The 17,072-nt window shown below is 60.8% G+C and carries 14 protein-coding genes and 2 pseudogenes; 4 read left to right on the top strand and 12 right to left on the bottom strand.

Features of this window, described 5'->3' with window-relative positions; genetic code table 11:
• Positions 1–134 precede the first annotated feature (134 nt).
• From IPK17_RS04455 to IPK17_RS04420, 8 genes and pseudogenes are all read right to left on the bottom strand, one after another.
• Positions 135–1,058: pseudogene (locus IPK17_RS04455) on the bottom strand (NAD(P)-dependent oxidoreductase); the annotation flags it as partial.
• 29 nt (positions 1,059–1,087) lie between these two features.
• Positions 1,088–2,668 carry a hypothetical protein gene (locus IPK17_RS04450; RefSeq protein ID WP_343416456.1) on the bottom strand — a complete coding sequence of 527 codons (1,581 nt, stop codon included), beginning with the start codon at positions 2,666–2,668 and terminating at the stop codon, positions 1,088–1,090.
• Positions 2,669–2,671: 3 nt separating this feature from the next.
• A complete protein-coding gene (locus IPK17_RS04445) occupies positions 2,672–3,889 on the bottom strand; it encodes a D-alanine--D-alanine ligase family protein (RefSeq protein WP_343416455.1) in 1,218 nt (405 codons plus the stop codon).
• Positions 3,890–3,947: 58 nt separating this feature from the next.
• The gene (locus IPK17_RS04440; protein WP_343416454.1) at positions 3,948–4,454 is read right to left on the bottom strand and encodes a DUF456 domain-containing protein; all 507 of its coding nucleotides are present in this window, start codon (positions 4,452–4,454) and stop codon (positions 3,948–3,950) included.
• 7 nt (positions 4,455–4,461) lie between these two features.
• Positions 4,462–6,105 carry a Mur ligase family protein gene (locus IPK17_RS04435; protein ID WP_343416453.1) on the bottom strand — a complete coding sequence of 548 codons (1,644 nt, stop codon included), beginning with the start codon at positions 6,103–6,105 and terminating at the stop codon, positions 4,462–4,464.
• 431 nt (positions 6,106–6,536) lie between these two features.
• A complete protein-coding gene (locus IPK17_RS04430) occupies positions 6,537–7,283 on the bottom strand; it encodes an alpha/beta fold hydrolase (protein WP_343416452.1) in 747 nt (248 codons plus the stop codon).
• Positions 7,280–8,542 carry a UDP-N-acetylglucosamine 1-carboxyvinyltransferase gene (locus IPK17_RS04425; protein WP_343416451.1) on the bottom strand — a complete coding sequence of 421 codons (1,263 nt, stop codon included), beginning with the start codon at positions 8,540–8,542 and terminating at the stop codon, positions 7,280–7,282. The genes IPK17_RS04430 and IPK17_RS04425 overlap by 4 nt, the downstream gene beginning before the upstream one ends.
• A 153-nt stretch (positions 8,543–8,695) precedes the next feature.
• Positions 8,696–9,592 (bottom strand): pseudouridine-5'-phosphate glycosidase, encoded by an 897-nt coding sequence (locus IPK17_RS04420; protein WP_343416450.1) that lies wholly within the window; start codon positions 9,590–9,592, stop codon positions 8,696–8,698.
• A 172-nt stretch (positions 9,593–9,764) separates the two neighbouring features.
• Between IPK17_RS04420 and IPK17_RS04415 the strand changes: the two genes are divergently transcribed.
• Genes IPK17_RS04415 through IPK17_RS04400 form a run of 4 tightly spaced genes read left to right on the top strand, consistent with a single transcriptional unit; the run spans position 9,765 to position 11,134 of the window.
• A complete protein-coding gene (locus IPK17_RS04415) occupies positions 9,765–9,926 on the top strand; it encodes a hypothetical protein (RefSeq protein WP_343416449.1) in 162 nt (53 codons plus the stop codon).
• Positions 9,927–9,958: 32 nt separating this feature from the next.
• On the top strand, positions 9,959–10,204 hold the full coding sequence (locus IPK17_RS04410; RefSeq protein WP_343416448.1) for a hypothetical protein: 246 nt from the start codon (positions 9,959–9,961) through the stop codon (positions 10,202–10,204).
• Positions 10,185–10,454 carry a hypothetical protein gene (locus tag IPK17_RS04405; protein ID WP_343416447.1) on the top strand — a complete coding sequence of 90 codons (270 nt, stop codon included), beginning with the start codon at positions 10,185–10,187 and terminating at the stop codon, positions 10,452–10,454. The genes IPK17_RS04410 and IPK17_RS04405 overlap by 20 nt, the downstream gene beginning before the upstream one ends.
• Positions 10,455–10,468: 14 nt before the next feature.
• Entirely contained in the window at positions 10,469–11,134 is a 666-nt protein-coding gene (locus IPK17_RS04400; RefSeq protein ID WP_343416446.1) for an SOS response-associated peptidase, read from the top strand.
• Between the two features lie 125 nt (positions 11,135–11,259).
• Here IPK17_RS04400 and IPK17_RS04395 read toward each other — a convergent pair whose 3' ends face one another.
• The 4 genes and pseudogenes from IPK17_RS04395 to IPK17_RS04380 form a co-directional block, all read right to left on the bottom strand.
• On the bottom strand, positions 11,260–12,168 hold the full coding sequence (locus tag IPK17_RS04395; RefSeq protein WP_343416445.1) for an FtsK/SpoIIIE domain-containing protein: 909 nt from the start codon (positions 12,166–12,168) through the stop codon (positions 11,260–11,262).
• Positions 12,169–12,208: 40 nt separating this feature from the next.
• A pseudogene (locus tag IPK17_RS04390) lies at positions 12,209–12,793 on the bottom strand (DNA translocase FtsK); the annotation flags it as partial.
• 1,095 nt (positions 12,794–13,888) lie between these two features.
• A complete protein-coding gene (locus tag IPK17_RS04385; protein WP_343416444.1) occupies positions 13,889–14,863 on the bottom strand; it encodes a 30S ribosomal protein S1 in 975 nt (324 codons plus the stop codon).
• A 274-nt stretch (positions 14,864–15,137) separates the two neighbouring features.
• Positions 15,138–17,072, bottom strand: coding sequence for a hypothetical protein (locus IPK17_RS04380; protein WP_343416443.1), 1,935 nt, complete (start codon positions 17,070–17,072; stop codon positions 15,138–15,140).

Raw genomic sequence — 17,072 nt, 5'->3', positions numbered from 1 at the left:
TCTTATTATACGGTTTATGTGGGGTGAAACAGAGGATCAGTTCCGAGGACTGAGGACTAAGGACTGAGTAAAGAACTGCGACCGGGAAACCGGGCGGTTCGAGAAATTGTTACTCAGTCCTCAGTCCTTTTAGTTCAGTCCTCAACTAATTTAATCCCCGTCAGCGACTCGTACACGCTGATGATCGCGCTGTTGTCGAGTTCGCGGTTGCCCTGCTGGAGCATCGCTTCGTACAACTGCATGATCACAGCGGTCATGGGCAGGGGAATGCCATAGGTTTTGGCCGTATCGAGCACGATGCCGAGGTCTTTGTGCTGCATGTAGGCTTTGAAGCCGGGGCCGCGGTTGCCCGCGAACAGACGCGGTGGCTTGACATCCAGCGTCCACATTTGCGCTGCGCCGCCCTTGATCGCATCGACCACGCGGCGCGGGTCGACGCCCGCTTTTTGCGCGGTGATCAGAGCTTCGGCGAGGCCGACCATCTGCGCGCCGACGATGATCTGATTGCAGACTTTGGCGATCTGACCCGCGCCCGCGTCACCGACCAGCACCCACGCTTTGCCCATGCCCGCGAACAGATGCGCGGCTTGGTCAAAGGCGGCCTGCGTGCCACCGACCATAATTGTGAGCGTGCCGTTCTTCGCGCCGACATCGCCGCCGCTGACCGGGGCATCCAACGCTTCGACGCCGACTGCCGCGAGTTTATCCGCCAGCACGCGCGCCAATTCCGGCTTAATCGTGCTGTTGTCGATGTAGATCAGCCCGGCATGCGCGCCTTCGATGATCCCGTTTTCGCCGAGTACGACTTTTTCGACGTCAGGCGAATCGGGGATGTTGGTGAAGATGAAATCGACCTGCTGCGCGACTTCTTTGGGCGAACTAGCAGCGGTTGCGCCCTCACTTACCAGCTGATCGACGATCTGGCGGCTGCGGTTGTGCACGACCAGTTCATGCCCGGCCTTCATGAGGTTGCGCGCAATCGACGCGCCCATGATGCCCAGCCCGATATAGCCGACTTTCGACATATTGATCTCCTCTGCGTTGTTAGGGTAGGGGCGATCCCTACGCGACGAATGTTGGTGCTGGCCTAAATCTTCTTGGTCACGCGGAACTGGAGCGGCATGCCGATCAACAGGCGGGTCTGCGCCTGAATGGTCGGGATCGCCACAAAGATCAGCGTGAGGATGGGCAGTAACGGAAAACTGAGCAGCGTCAATATGCGCTCCTGGATGGTCTGCGGACAGTTCGCGGGGCGGGGCGGCCGCACGATCACATCCTGATACCAGAACACGACACCGAGCACCGACACGAGGATGAAGCCAACCTGCAGCAGCGCAAACAGGGGATTGCGGAAACCTTCGGCGGCGATTTCGGTCAGCAGACCGGGATTGAGCAGCAGTGGCAGCTGCGCCCCCACGGTGATGATCACCCAGCCCGCGCCTGCCAGCAGAATGTCGTGCGCGATGCGGAACAACAGGCGGATCGTCGGGCGCATATCCATTTCGGGATGCTCCAGCATCTTGGCGACCATGAAGCCGACTTCTTTGCTGCCCCAGGCGTGCCGGAGGGTTTGCAGATAGCGGTTTTTGATGGCGTCCAGCAGCGTGTCGCCGCCCGTGGCCTGCGCCAGAAACGGCAGGAAGACGCGCACGAGTTTGACTTCACCATTGCGCGCAAAGTACGCCTTGATGAACATGTGCCATTCGTCGGCGATCACGTCCGCGTCCCAGTAGCCGCTGGAATCCAGCAGGCGCAGGCTGAGCGCATAGGACGACATCGGCATGGGAATCCACCACGGATGCGCCAGATACGCCAGTTCGAGCGCGGTCGCGTAGGCGTTGACTGTGCGCAGCAGTGGGTTGATCTCCCAGATGTTGCCGTGATAGCGAATCGGCGACTGCCAGAACGACAGATAGCGGTCAGGGTTGATGGCGAACAAGTAGGTAAGGGCGTAGAAGTGGCGCGGATGCCACATGGTATCGGCATCCATCGTCACGACGATCAGATGGTCGATGTTATAGCCGAGTTCGTCGATCAGACGGCGCTTGATCCAGCGCCCCGCCCACGCCTGATTCGCGGATTTGGATTGCAGTTCGTTGGGGAGGCCGCGCGGGTGGATCGTCGCATAGAAGCCGTGGAACTTGTGCGCGTATTCGAGCTGAAGCTGCTCGGCTTTTTCCGCGCAGCCCGCTTCGGCGGCTTCCATCGCCATGCAGATGATCATGCGCTTGCCTGCTTCGTACTGCGCCGCCAGCGAGTCGAGCGTGTCGCGCAGCACATGGAGCGGCTCTTTGTAGTTGGGGATGATGACGATGTATTTGACATCGTCCCACTTGAGCGCATCCGGCGGGGCATGTTTCTGGTACATCTCGCACCAGTCGATCTTCTGCCACTGCTTGATCTTGCGCAGGCCGATCACATTGGCGACGCCCGCCATGAGGAAGCGATAGGCGGAATACAGCGCGAAGCCGACCGCGATCCACAGCAGCACGCGCGGAAACGCGACCGCCAGCGCTATCGACAGCAGGAGGGCGAGATAGGTGGCGCAGCCGGGAATCCCGTCGAGGACCCGCTCCGGAATCGCGGGCGGCGGCGTGCCCGCCCAGATCGATTGACCGACGCCGAGCTGCACATTGTTGCGGCGTCCTCCACCGGATTGATAGGGCACAGTTTACTCTTTGCTTTCTACTCGACTCGACTTTGCCCCTTTAGCGCCCTTTAATCCGCGTGAAGCGGTGAGTGACACGAGGTTCGTTTGGTAGTTATAGGTGTTGCGGCGTTTGTCGGCGCTGGCATCGCGCGCCAGCGCCACCAGCTTGTTGACGAGGTCGCGCCCGGAGAGCCCGGAGGGCTGCCACAGGTAGAACGAGAGCGAGCCCGGCATGGTGTTGAATTCGTTCAGGAAAACGACGTTGGTGTCCTTCTGCACGAGGAAGTCGATGCGGGCGATGCCGCGTCCGTCGATGGCGCGGAAGGCGTCAGCGGCCATCCGCTTGATCTTGGCGGTCAGTTCATCGCTGATGGGTGCGGGGATGATGCGTTCGGCGCTTTTCATGCCGTCGCCCCCGCGCAGATACTTCTCTTCGAAGGTGAGATAGTTGTCCCATGAGACGGGCTGTTCGAGCACCGAGGTTTGTACGCCGCGGTCGTCGCCGAGCACCGAGCAGTTGATTTCCAGCGCATTGAGCACGGCGCTTTCGACCAGAATGCGGCGGTCGAGGTTGGCGGCCACGTCGATGGAGGCGCGCAGCAGGCGCTCGTCGTTGACTTTAGAGATGCCGATGCTCGACCCGAGCGTGACGGGTTTGACGAACAGCGGGTAATGCAGTTCAGCGTGAATGCGCTTGATCACCGCGTCGGAATCCGCTTGCCATTCGTTGCGGGTGAAGCACACGCCGTCCGTCACGGCGATGCCCGCTTCGCGCAGCACGGTTTTCGTCATCATTTTGTCATTGGCGATGGCCGAGGCCATCACGCCGCAGCCGACGTAGGGAATGTCCGCCATTTCCAGCAGACCTTGCAGCGTGCCATCTTCGCCGTGCGAGCCGTGGATCGCCGGGAAAACGACGTCCAAGCGCTTGATTTGGCTTTTGGCGAACAAACCAGTCGGCGATGGGTTGATGATCAGCCCGTGGTGCTGCACGCTCGGCGAGAGCGCGACGGGCAGCACACCCGCCAGGCTGGGAATCTCGTTGGTGTAGTTTTTCAGATTGAGCAGCGGTTCACCCGTGAACCAGCGGCCTTCACGATCAATATAGATCGGGACGATTTCGGTATATTCGGGGTCAAAGGCCTGCATGATCTGATGACCGGTGACGATGGATACGTCATGCTCCACGCTGCGCCCGCCGAAGATCACGCCGACTGTCTGTTTACGTTTTGCTGCCATTGGAGTCCTGTACGTTGGTCAACACGCGCCCCATTGTAGCGCATCGGCGGGGGGCTTCTCAACCCGCCGTTGAGTATACGCTGTACAAATACACGACGAAGACGGCGATGGCCGACCCCACTTCGATGACGTAGCCGATGAAAAACAACTTAGCAGCGACCGTCCCCGCTTTGACCGCGCCGCGGAGTTGGCGCATTTTGATGAATTCGACGATCAACGCCCCGGCGACCGCGCCGAGCAGTGATCCGACCAGCGGCAGCGGAATGGCGAAGGTGCCGATCAGCCCGCCGACGGTCAAGCCGACCGCGCCGAGACACGAGAGACCGGACGACTTGATGCCGATCAGGGGCAGCCAGACATCATGCGAGAGGCTGATGAGCATGAGCACCGTCATGACGACGACAGCGGGCACGGTGATATGGACGAACTGGTCAAGTACGGCGAAAATCGTCGCGATCGCCCAGACTAATATGGTTCCCGGCACGACGGGCACAAAAGACGCGACAACCCCGAAAATCATCACCACGAGCGATAGGGCGATGAGCGGTGTACTCGCAAAGGGCATAATATCCTCACGCTGAATAGGTATCTGGCAGATCGTTTAGGAATAATACGGTGTCGCCTGCCTTTAAGTTGCTCTGATACCAATTCACCGCCTCAGCCAGTGTTTCGACCACGCGCAAACGGTCGGCGGGAAAGCCCGCGCTCAGTAAGCCCGCTTTGATCGGTTCGGTCTGTTGCGCGCCGACGAGGATCACGTCAGTGGCATGCTGCGCCGCGATTTCGCCGAGTTTGCGATTCTCCTGCTCCATGAGCGAACCGAGTTCGACCATGCCGGGGGTGATGAGTAATCGCTTGCCTGTCTGGTGCAGCGCCAGCACCTTGAGCGAGCCGATCACGCCGACCGGGTTGGCGCTGTAGGCGTCGTTGATCACGGTCACGCCGTTGGCATCCACCTGCCGCGTCAGGCGGCTTTCGGCGGGCTGCAAGCCGCGCACGCGCCCGGCGATCTCTTTGAGGGACATGCCTTCATGCACGGCGACGGCCGTTGCCAGCAGAATGTTAGTGACATTGTGCTCGCCGATGACCGAAGTCACGAACACCTCGCTTGCGCCCGTTTCCAGATCGGTGACGCGGAAGATCAGGTTGTCGAGCGTTTCGTTGATCTCCGAGGCGACGAAGCGCGGCGGATTCGGCGGCGGATTGGCGGGATCAACGGTTTTGCTGACCGTGAGGCGGGTCGCCGGGTAGCCACGCTCGATCATCTGGCGGACATACGGGTTATCCCAATTGAATACGCCCACGCCATCGGGCGGCAGCGCCTTGATGATTTCGTACTTGGCAATCGCCACGTTTTCTAAACTGCCAAAGCGTTCGAGATGCTGCGGGCCGACTTCGATCACCACGCTAATCGTTGGGTGCGTGAGTTCAGCGATGCGCTGAATTTCTCCCGGCACATATGCGCCCATCTCCGCGATGAAGTATTCGACGCGCTGGTCGTTGGCAATGTCGTTGTTGATGGCGATGCACACGCCCATGAGCGTGTTGTAGCTTTTGGGGGTGGGGTAGGCATGGTAGCGCCCATTGAGGATGTGCGCGATGTAGGTTTTGGTCGTGGTCTTGCCGTAGCTGCCCGTGACGCCGATCACGGTCGGGTTGACGCGTTCCAGCACGCGCTGTGCCCGGTTAATGAACTGCCGCCGGAAGAAAGCTTCGACAGGCGTCATGAGCAGATTGCCCGCGATCAGGAACAGCGGCGCGCACAGGAAGACGAGCAGACCCGCCAGTGTGAGGGCGATGCCGCGAAATTCGACATTGCTGATGGCGCTCACGAGCCCCGCGAATATCAGTAGCATGACGAGCGCCATCACCACGAACGCCGCGCCCAACATGCGTTTAGCGCGGTCGGTGGCGCGGAACTTCTTCTTGATTTCGCCTTCGCCGGGTGGAATGACCGCGATGAGTGCTGCGACGATGCCGATGATCGCCGGGAAGACGCTCTCCGGCGCTTCGGAGAGGAACGCAAACACCGAGCCGATCAGCGCGGCGGCGTTTGGGCGCGTCGGCAGCCAGCGGTCGCGTTTGGCGAACAGCCAGCGCAGATAACGCCCGCTCATGTACTCTTCAATCTGGTAGAAGCGCGCCTGTCGGTATATGCGGACGCACGTCCCGGCGATCCAGATTAGCGTTATAACAAGACTTAAAACATCAAGCATGTTGAGATTCCACGTTACTCAGATGCAAAGCCAAGCTGCGTTTTCCCCGATTTCTGGTCACTGAGCTTATAAGAGAGCATGACCGCCCCCATGCGGGATTGCAGGGTAGCTTGGGTTGACCATAGTCACGGCTTCGCGAGCCCCGGGGTGGTCCGGGCGGTCCCTCCGCCGTCTGAAAGCTGGTCGAAGTTCCCAGCCCCCCCCCCCCCCCCCAATGCGCTTCAAAGTATTTGCGATGTGCCACTGTCGCTATCGAAGCCCGAGGTTTTGCATCTCTGGCGCTTCGGTCGCCTGAAAAGCCTCTTGGTCGGAATCCGCCCACTAAAATTCAAGACCCATCGGCGCAACCCGAACAATGGCCGAACCAAAACGTTGATTCCGAAGGGCGTTTCGATCTGCTGCTTGATTCCCCACATGCTTGACGCTCCGTGTCAGTGCTTGAAAAAGTGGTCGAGGATGCGGACAGTTTCGGCGGGACGTTCGAGATAGCTGTAGTGCCCCGCGCCGGGGAAGGTGATCAATCCCGCGTCAGGGATGGTCTGTTCGAGCTTTTTTGCCTGCCACAGCGGTGTATCTTGATCGTTTTCGCCCCACAGCAGAATCGTTGGCGCTTTGATCCGCGCGGCGTAGGGCAGCAGGTCTTGGTTGACCACCTTGACGAAGGTCTCGCGCATGACGCCGCTCACGGCATTGAAATCGCTTGAGCCGTAGCGCTGGCCGTACCACGTGCGCAGACCGTCGGCCAAGCTTTTTGCGCCGACTTTGTAGAGCGTGTCGCGGATAGTTTTGTAAATAGTCAGCCGCGTGTTTGCCGATGGATTCGGCGGGTTGGGCACGCCTGCGCTGTCGATCAACGCGATTTTGCCGATGCGTTCCGGGTGTTCCGCGCCGAGCACAAGGCTGATGCGCCCGCCGAACGAGTGCCCGACCAAGTGAAACTTAGCTTGGCCGAGCGCGTCCAGCGCTTCGAGCACGCACTGCGCGTAGTCAGGTACGCTCCACGCGACAGATGGCGGTGGGGTTTCGCCAAAGCCGGGCAGATCGAACAGATGAACCGTGTGACCGAGCGGCGCAAGGCGATCCGCTAACGGCTGCATCAACTGAAGGTTCGCGCCCCATCCATGCAGCAAAACGACGGGCACACCGTCGCCACCTGTGACCGTCACATGCTGCATCATTCGACCGTGATCTTCGCGTTCAACGCCTGTAGTTTGCCGATAACGCCCGCAAACGTGTGCTCGATCACGTTCGCGTTGTCGATGTTGGAGATCCCGTCTGCGGCCAGCGCCGCCGCCAGCAGACCTAACCCGGCGCGCACGTCGGGCGTGTCCATGTAGACCGAGCGGAGGGGCGTCGGGCCGACGACGATGGCGCGGTGCGGGTCGCACAGCACAATTTGCGCGCCCATCGCTTTGAGCTTATCCACGAACAGCAGACGGTTGGCGAACAGCTTCTCGTGAATCAGCGATGTGCCGCGCGCCTGTGTCGCGATCACTGTGGCGACCGCGACCAGATCGGACGGGAAGCCGGGCCACGGCGCGGTTTCAATCGATGAGTCGACATCTTCTTCGCGGTTGGAGACGTTCAGCTTCTCGTGGCGCGGTACGAAGATCGTGCTCTCGTCGATGTCAAGTTGAATGCCCAGTCGCCAGTAGATTTTGGCGATGGCGCGCATGTCGCGCCCGCGAATGCCGTCAATTTGCACGCGACCACCCGTGAGCGCCGCCATCGCGGCGATGCTCGCCGCTTCGATGTGGTCCGCGCCGACCGTGCATTCCGTCCCGCTGAGTTCGGGTACGCCGAAGATGCGCAGCAGGTTCGAGCCGATGCCGTCAACGCGCGCGCCCATCGCCGTGAGCATGTGCGCGAGTTCCTGCACATGGGGTTCGCAGGCCGCGTTGTAGATCACCGTTTCCTTGCCGAGCCGTGCCGCCAGTAGCATGATGATTGCGGTAGCGGTGACGCTGGCCTGCGTGAGGATGATGTCGCGCTTCTCCCACGTTGCCGCTTTGATCTCGACCGCGTCGCTGCTGTTGACGACATCGAGGCCGAGATCGCGCAGGGCTTCGAGGTGCGGGCGGATGCGATTAAGCGGGAAATCGAGTTCCAGTCGCGCCACCTGCCGCCGCACGAGCAGCGGCGCGACCAGCAGCATCGTGCCGAGTGACACATCCGTGTCTTCGTGGGTGAGCACGCGCCGCGTCAGTTGATCGGCTTTGATGGTCAGCGTCGCCTCATCCGTCCACGTCACCGACACGCTCATGGCGCTCGCCGCGCTGATCGCCGCGTGCGTGCTGGCGGTCTTGGGCACGTTGTGCAGTGTCACCGGCTGATCGGTCAGCAGCGCCGCCGCGATCAACGCCAGCGCCGCGTTCGCATTCCCCGATGGGCGGTAGGTTCCGTTCAGCGGTTGGCGTCCTTCAACGCGAATCAGCATAAAGTGTCCTTCCATACACGCCGGGATTATACACAAAAATGGTTAACCACAGAGAACACAGAGTAGATCACGAGAAGAGAGGTACAAGAGCACGCATATCAAGCCAGCAGTGGCATCTCTAGACCCTGGTTTCTTCTCTGTGTTCTCTGTGGTTCAATTCTTGAGCGCGATGGCGATACTCGCCGCGGTGCGCGCATTGTTGATGAGCAGGGCGGTGTTCGCGCCGCGCGACTTGCCTTCGGTCAGTTCGGCTACGCGCCCGAGCACGTACGGCGTGATCCGCTTGCCGACGATGCCGAGGTCATGCGCTTCCTTCGTCGCCTGTTCAATCGCCGCTTCGGCGTCCTCTTTGAGTTCCTCTTCCGCGGGCACGGGCACGGCGATCAGAATGCCATGCTTGGCTTCCAGCACCTGCGCCGCCTTGATGATCGCGGCGACCTGCGCGGGCGTCTCGACGCACACATCAATCGGCAGGCCGCTCGACCGCTGGTAGAAGGCGGGAAGGGTATCTGTTCCCAAGCCAATGATCGGCACGCCCTGCGTTTCCAGCACTTCCAGCGTGAGCGGCAGGTCGAGAATCGATTTCGCGCCAGAACACACCACGGCGACGGGGGTGCGCCCAAGTTCGATCAGGTCGGCGGACACATCGAACGGCTGACCGCGATGCACGCCGCCGATGCCGCCCGTAGCGAATACGGGAATGCCCGCCTTGTGCGCGACGATCATCGTCCCGGCGACGGTGGTTGCGCCGTCTTCGCCCAAGCCGACCGCAATCGGCAGGTCACGGCGGCTGCATTTCCTCACATTTTGGGCTTCGGCCAACATAGAGAGTTGATCAGCCGTCAAGCCGACGGTGATTTGGCCCTTGAGAATCGCAATCGTCGCGGGCGTCGCCCCGGCCTCACGGATGGCGTTTTCCATGGCCGCGGCGGTATCGAGGTTAGTCGGGTAGGGCAGCCCGTGGGTGATGAGGGTAGATTCGAGCGCCACGATCGGGCGCTGGTCGGCGAGCGCCGCTTTGACTTCCGGCGAAAAATGCAAGTGGGTCATAGCTATACCTGGTTTTCTGTGCATACGCCGCACCTCACAAGCGAGGTACGCGTGATTGGCGATTTTCAGCGAAGATGAATTTTAGCTGACAAAGCCGCGCGCGCCTATTGCCTGTCTTATGCGCGCGCGTTATAATGTAGTTTGTTACAAAATTTGCGTAGATAGGGCTGAAATGACCTCACCTCAAACTGAGACGATCCGCGAACATCGGCGGCAGACCCGTTTGGCCATCTATCTGCCATTTGCGGGCGGCATTCTGCTGCTGGTGCTGCTGCTGGTGATCGCCGCTAATCAGGGTGGGGCGCGGATTGGCGTGATCAGCGATGTTTCCTGACGCTGTTCATCCTGTGCCCGCTGGTGCTCTGCATGTTCCCGATCTACCTGCTCATGGTGTTGATGGTCGTCGGCATGGGCCGCGCGCACGATAAGACGGCGCAGACGATGAGCCGCATCGAAGGCGTGACCGTCAAACTGCGCGACCGCACCTACAGCCTCACCGACCGGGCGGCGCGCGTCTCAATCAATGTAAATTCGCGCTTCGCCTTCATCGACAAACTCAGCAATTTTGGAAGCCCATCACGAAAGGGATCAAATGAGCAATCTTCTTCCTAACCCCACCCCGCGCAACGATGCGTGGAAAACCCAGTCCTATATCATCGGCGCGGCGGCCGGGCTGTTGTTCGGGTTGATTTCGGCCTACATGTACACGCGGGCTGCGTACGACAACGGTCAGCCGCAAGACGGCTCGAACCGCGTGCAGACTGGCGATGTGATCGGCCTGGGGCTGGCGGCGCTGGCGATGGTGCGCCAGATCGCGGAGATGGGGAAGGGACCCGAACCCAAGCGTGGTAAGAAGAGATAAGGGAAGCGAATTCGATGTGTGGTCGTTACGTTCTGATTGCCGATCCCAACCTGATCCAGCAAGAGTTTAATCTGTCGGGCGTTCTGGAGATTGGCGGCCAGCGCTATAACATCGCTCCGACGCAGACTCTGCCCGTCATCACCAACGAGAAGCCGGGCGAAATCTCGTATTTGCGCTGGGGGTTAGTTCCGTCATGGTCGAAGGATCCCTCTATTGGCGCGAAAATGAACAATGCCCGCTCGGAAACCGCGGCGGAAAAGCCGTCGTTCCGCACGCCGTTCCGCCGTCGCCGCTGCTTGATCCCGGCGAGTGGCTTCTACGAATGGCAGCAGCGCGAAAACGGCAAAGCGCCGATGTTTATCTCGCTGAAAGACCGCGAAGTGTTCGCTATGGCGGGCTTGTGGGACATCTGGACGAGTCCCGAAGGTCAGGAACTGCGGACGTTCAGCGTGCTGACGACCGACGCCAACGAGTTCATGCAGCCGATTCACGACCGCATGCCCGTGATCCTGCGACGTGAGGATTATGGACTGTGGCTGAGCGATAACGTCGCCGTGCCTAAGCTGCAATCGCTGATGCGGGGCTATGACCCCAAGCTGATGACTGCGTACGAAGTGTCGAAGGCGGTCAACAAGGCGGGTATGGACACGCCGGAGTGCATCGTCCCCCTCGCTTCATAAACGACCAAGAATAGATTCAACACAAAGACGCCACGACGCGAAGACGCGAAGACGCAAAGTGCGATTGAACTTCGCTCCTTTGCGCCCTAGCGACTTCGCGTCTTTGCGTTGAGTCTTTAGTCTTTTTAGTTCAGCCGCTTCTCGACAATGTCTTTGAAGGGGTCGGTGCCGGGCTTAATGAGCACCTCACGGCTGCGGCGATCCGCTTTGAACTCGCCGACCACGCCTAATTCCACCAGCAAATCCATGATGCGCGCCGCGCGCGGATAGCCGAGGTTGAGTTTGCGCTGAATCAGCGAGGCGGACGCTTCGCCTTCCGCCACCACCACGCTGATCGCCTGTTCGAGCATGGGATCGGTTTCCGCGAGGACTTCACGGCGCGTCAGGCCGCGTTCCCACGGGGCCGGTTGATAATCCGGGCCGGGGTTCTTGGCATCTTCTTTCTCTTTCCACGCCTTCCAGTATTCGACCACGCCGCGCACTTCGTCGTCGGTAACCCAGCAGCCTTGCAAACGGCGCGGTGCCATCGCGTCGGCGGCTTGGTAGAGCATGTCACCGCGCCCCATGAGCGTTTCCGCGCCGACTGAGTCGAGGATGACGCGCGAGTCGGTGCCAGAAGCGACGGCAAAGGCAATGCGCGAGGGGAAGTTCGCCTTGATCAATCCGGTGATAACGTCAACGCTGGGGCGCTGCGTCGCCACGACCAGATGCATGCCGACCGCGCGTGCCATCTGGGCGAGACGAGTGATGGTCTTTTCGGTTTCGTCCGGCTGCGAGAGCATCAGATCGCCGATTTCGTCGATCAGGATAACGATGTACGGCATGTATTCGTCACGCTTCTTGCGCCCGAGGCGTGAATTGTAGATGTCGATGTTGCGCGCGGCGTTCTCTTCGAGAATCTTGTAGCGCCGATCCATTTCGCGCGTGCACCAGCGGAGCACGCCGATGATGCGTTCGAGTTCGGTTTCCACGTTGCCGAGCAGATGCGGCAGGCCGTTGAAGCGGCTGAGTTCCACCATTTTCGGGTCGAGCATGACCAACTTGACCAGATCCGGGGGAGTTGTCCATGACGAGCGAAGTCGCCATGGCCGCGATGCACACCGACTTGCCCGAGCCGGTTGTCCCGGCGATCAGCAGATGTGGCATGGTCGCCAAGTCAATGCCGACGGGCGCACCAGATACATCCCGACCAAGCGGGATAAAGAGCGGCGATTTCTTCTTCTGCGCCTGCTCAAAATAGGCTTTGCTCTCGTAGACCGACCGCAGCGCGACCGTGCTCGGCTTCTTGTTCGGCACTTCAATGCCGATGTAGCTGTGACCGGGGACGGGCGCTTCGAGGCGCAAGCGCTTAGCCGATAGGGCGAGCGCGAGGTCGCTGGACAGGCTGACGATCTTGTTGATGCGCGTGCGGCTGAAGGCGAGTTCGCCTTCGGTATTGGTCGACTCGCGGAAGGGCTGAATCGCGAACTGCGTGACGGTCGGGCCCACGCGCACATCGACCACATCCACATCGATGTCGAATTCGAGCAGCGTGTTTTCGATCAGCACGACGTTGTGATTGATCTCGCTCTCTTCGGGGAGCTGGAGATCGATGTCGTGGAGCAAATCGAGTGCGGGCAGATGCGGATCGCGCTTGCCGACCTGCCGGGCTTCGCGCATGTTTTCGACGGTGAAATAGCGCTTCACGCGGCCATCGGGGCGCTCGACCATCTGCGGCGTGCCCTTTTTGGCGGGTTGGCGCGTGCCAATCGCGTTGAAATTGGCGACCGTTTCGCGGCGCTGGAACAGCGGGTGCTGCGACACATCGATGGGTGCTTCGGCGTCCTCCGCCGCGTCGACCGTGCTGGCAGCGGTCGCCACACCGGGGCGCATGGAAGGTGGCAGATTGTCGGGCTTCACGCGGATCCGCATGATGCCATACGCCTTGACGCGCTGCACATTGGCCGCGCTGGCGGTGGGTACGAGCGCCGGGACGCCTGCCTGATCGATGACGACGGTGGTATCCGGCTTGAGCGCAGTATCCAGCGTGGTTTTGATTTCAGGTTCGGCTTCCGGCGGTGGGCGCAGGCGGTCAGCGGAGTCGCGCAGCGCTGTGGTGATGCGGCTCAAGAAGTTGATCACGGTGGCGCGGCGGATGCCGATGACCATCGCAATCGCTATGACGAAGAGCGCGCCATACACGGCCAGCGCCACGCCCGACCCGAGCAGACTGGTGATAATCGACGAGAGCGCCCAGCCAACCTGACCGCCGCCGCGCCCGAGCCGCGCCAATGCGCGCAGTTCGGTTTCGCCGGCCAGCAGGTGCAGCAGCGCCAACGCCGACAGGAAGGCGATCTCCAGCGCGAGTATGCGCCGTGTCGGAAAGCGGATGACGATGCCGAGCTTAGGCAGCAGAATAATCACGCCAAGGCCGAAAATGCCCGCGCACACAATGGCGCTGCCGTAGCCGAACAGCCCCGTGAGCGCGCTTGACCACGCCGCGGCGACGCTCGCATCCGGGGAAGCATTGAGCAGCGACAGGAACGACATCACGCCGAAGATGATCAGCACAATGGCGGCGATCTCGTCGCCCCACGGCGGCAGGGCGTCGAGAATCGTATCCCAGAACTCCGGCTTGACGGTGTATTTGTCAAGCCGGTCGGAACGATCCTCGACGGGCGGTGGTGCGGCTTTGGCCGTCTTGTTATTCGCTTTTGTGTCGGGCTTCTTCGCCTCGACTTTACTGGATTTACCCTGAGCCAACGGTTTACCCTACTAGGAAATGGAACGCAGGCTGAGCCCGAGGCGTCGCGCGCGTCCATCGATGCTCAGAATGCGGGCGTTGATCTCCTGCCCCTCCGAGACGACGTTGCGCGGGTGGAGGAAATGCCCCTCCGCCAGTTCGCTGACGTGGATCAACCCTTCCAGGCCTTCCTCAATGCGGGCAAACGCGCCGAAATCGACTACATTGGTGATCACGCCCTGCACGTTTTCGCCGATCTGGTAGCGCAGGTGCACCGTTTCCCACGGGTCGTCATGCAGACGTTTGAGGCTGAGCGCGATGCGCCCGGCTTCCTGATTGACCTCCAGCACGTAGGCCGTGACTTCTTGCCCACGTTCCAGAATATCCGCGGGATGCCCGACGCGCCCCCAGCTCAGTTCGCTGATGTGAATCAAGCCTTCCAGCCCGCCGAGGTCGACGAATGCGCCGAAGTCGCACAGGTTGGTGACCTTACCGGAGATGCTGTCGCCCGTGCTGAGGCGCGCGAGGATGTCCGCGCGTTCGCCACGTTCCGCTTTAGCAGCACGTTCTGAGAGAATAAAGCGATTCTGTTCTTCGTTGAGTTCGATCACGCGCAAAACGAGCTGCTGTCCCACGCGATTCAGCAGCGTTTTGCGGCGGGCGAGATCGTTAGAGGTGGCCGGAAAGTCGAGCAGTTGGCTGGCGGGGACGAACCCGCGCAGCGACCGCCATTCGACGAGTAGACCGCCGCGGTTATAACCCGAGACCAGTAAATCGATAACTTCGTCATCCTGCATAATGCGGCGGACTTCATCCCAGTCCGAACCCTGCGGTTCGACCGACATCGGGGGAATGTAATCTTCGGTAGCTTCGCTCGACTGCGAGTGGTGCTGGTCTTCAACTGGAACGGTTTCCGCGAATTCCCCTTCATGTAACAGCGCCGCCCAATACCCCTCCTCAAGCGGCGGGGGCGGCGTGTGGTCCCGACGCTGTACATTCGCGGTCATGCTTTTATCCTCTAAAACTTACGATAAACACGTTTCTTTAACGCTGATTTTCAGTTGGTTGTTAGCTAATCCTAGTATACAGGTCGCGCTCGTTTCGCACAAGCGGGCTAAATCTTCCCCCACAGTCTCAAACAGTTTCGAGACATGTCGTAATGGTTTAGAACAGCTTAGGAAGGGGAGATGCTGTCCGCGATCCGGCTTGATCCCAACGCCGATCCGGTCAGCTTGTTATGTTCGTTACGCCGTTTTCGTGACGGATTGGAACGCGTCCGGTTTAGTCCGCTGTGCCGTTGAGCCGTTCGGTTTCCATAGCAAGGAGGGTATCGGCGACGGCATACACGGCGATCAACTGCTTGCGGTAAAAGTCCGGTTCGCTCATCGAGAGTTTGTAGGCGGCTTCGCGGACCTTCATTTTGTCGACAAAGCGCATCTGCACGATGTTGTATATCATCCACTCGGGCGCAGTCGATTTCGGCGCACCGTCGGGTTTTTGCCGCTCAATCGCCTGCTGGAGTACGCTGCGCAGCGCGCGCACGGCATTGTTATCATTGGCGGGCAGAGCATCTTTGACGATCTGCATATCGAGGAGGGTGCTGCTGGAGAGGCCAGGACCGCCCCAGTAATGGCGCAGTGCGGCGCGTACCTGTTCGCGGAACTGCTCTGTGTCCACGTCGATGGCTTTGGGCGCTGTCCCGTCGCGTCCCTGCGCGTATTCGAGCTCAGCGGCGGCGGTGCGCGTGAGCACAATCTGCGGCAGCAAGCCTTCCAGCGCGGCGTAGACATCGGTCTGCAGACGCATGTCATCCAACGCGCCGGATGCGCGGCGGGTGAAGGTTTTGAGCATAGCCGCGTCATCTTCGTCGAGATCGACTTCGACGGCACGCGCCTGAATCCCCATGAAACCGACCAGTTCGCTGGTGTCACTGCGCAGGCTGTACAACGGCATGAGCCAATAGGTGTGCCACGTGGCGATGTGCAGTTCGTCGACGCCGTTGCGCAGCAGTTGGTCAATGGTGGCAGTTTCCTCGGCGAGGAGGGCGGCGCTCGGACGAATCGAACCGACGGCGGCGATCACCTCGGGCGCGCTGTCGCTCAGCCCAGCGACGAACGCGCTGTTCACGCGTAGATAGTCGCAGGTGGACGAGAGCGTCGCTTCGAGCAGTTGGAGCAGGTCGGAGCGGGTGAGTAGGCGTTCGCTCAGGTTCTGCAGCTTTTCCAGTTGATCGGCGTCCTCACCGCCGTAGACCAGACGGCGTTCGAGGAAGGGCAGCGCCAGCGCGATGCCCCACTGCCAGCCGAGCACAACGGCGACCACCGCGAAGGGCATGAAGTCCTGTCCGGGCAGGCCGAGGATGCGCGTCGCCGGGGCCGTGAAGGTGATCACTACCAGCGCGAGCAAGGCCGTCGCCGGGCCGCGCAGAATGAAGCGCATGAGGTCGACCTTGACGACGCGGTCAGGGATGCGCGAGCCGAAAAATGAGAGCGGATAGGCGAGGAACAGCAGCATGAACACGACGATCACATTTGTCAGGTTGACGAGGAACAACCCGGTCAGCGTGAACTCACTGCCTTGGCCTAAGAGCAGGCTGAACGGGAAAATGCCGAAGGCGGGCGTGAGCATTGCCACCTGTAAATAGCCCATACGCCGCCGCGTAGAGCGGGCGAGGCACCGTTTACGCGCGCGCTGCACATTGATGAATGCGGCGACCGTCGCCCCGAAGAAGTGAACGAGGTAGGCGGGCAGCACGGGGCCGGCTTTGACGCCATACACCAGGCCAAACGTGCTGAATTCCGGGATCAGACGCACGGGCGTGAGCAGGGTGTCAGTAAACGCCGCCGCAATGAGAAACACCGTGCTGATCGCGTACAGGATGCGGATCACGCGTTTGCGGCGGCCACGCGAGGGCAGGCCCGTGGTCGCGAGCAGCGCGTCGGAGAGGTGATAGAGCGCGACCGGCATGTAAGCAATGCCGATCCACTGCACGCGCAGCATCGCCTGATACGTGCCCGGTGTTGGCCCCAACGCCGTGAAAGTATCCACCAGATAGGCGATGGTCATGAAGCCGAGCACAATGCCCGACGTGCGCGCCACCCGGTTGTCGAAGCTGCGGGTGAGGTTGTAGAGCGCCAGCGAGGCCGCGATCACCACAATCGCCGCCGCGAGCGTCTCATTCATCAGTTCCAGCGCATAAGCGAGCGTTTCCTGCAC

The sequence above is a fragment of the Candidatus Flexifilum breve genome (genome assembly GCF_016713355.1).
Note: the sequence above shows the minus strand (reverse complement) of the source record. Positions and strands in the feature narration are given on the sequence as shown.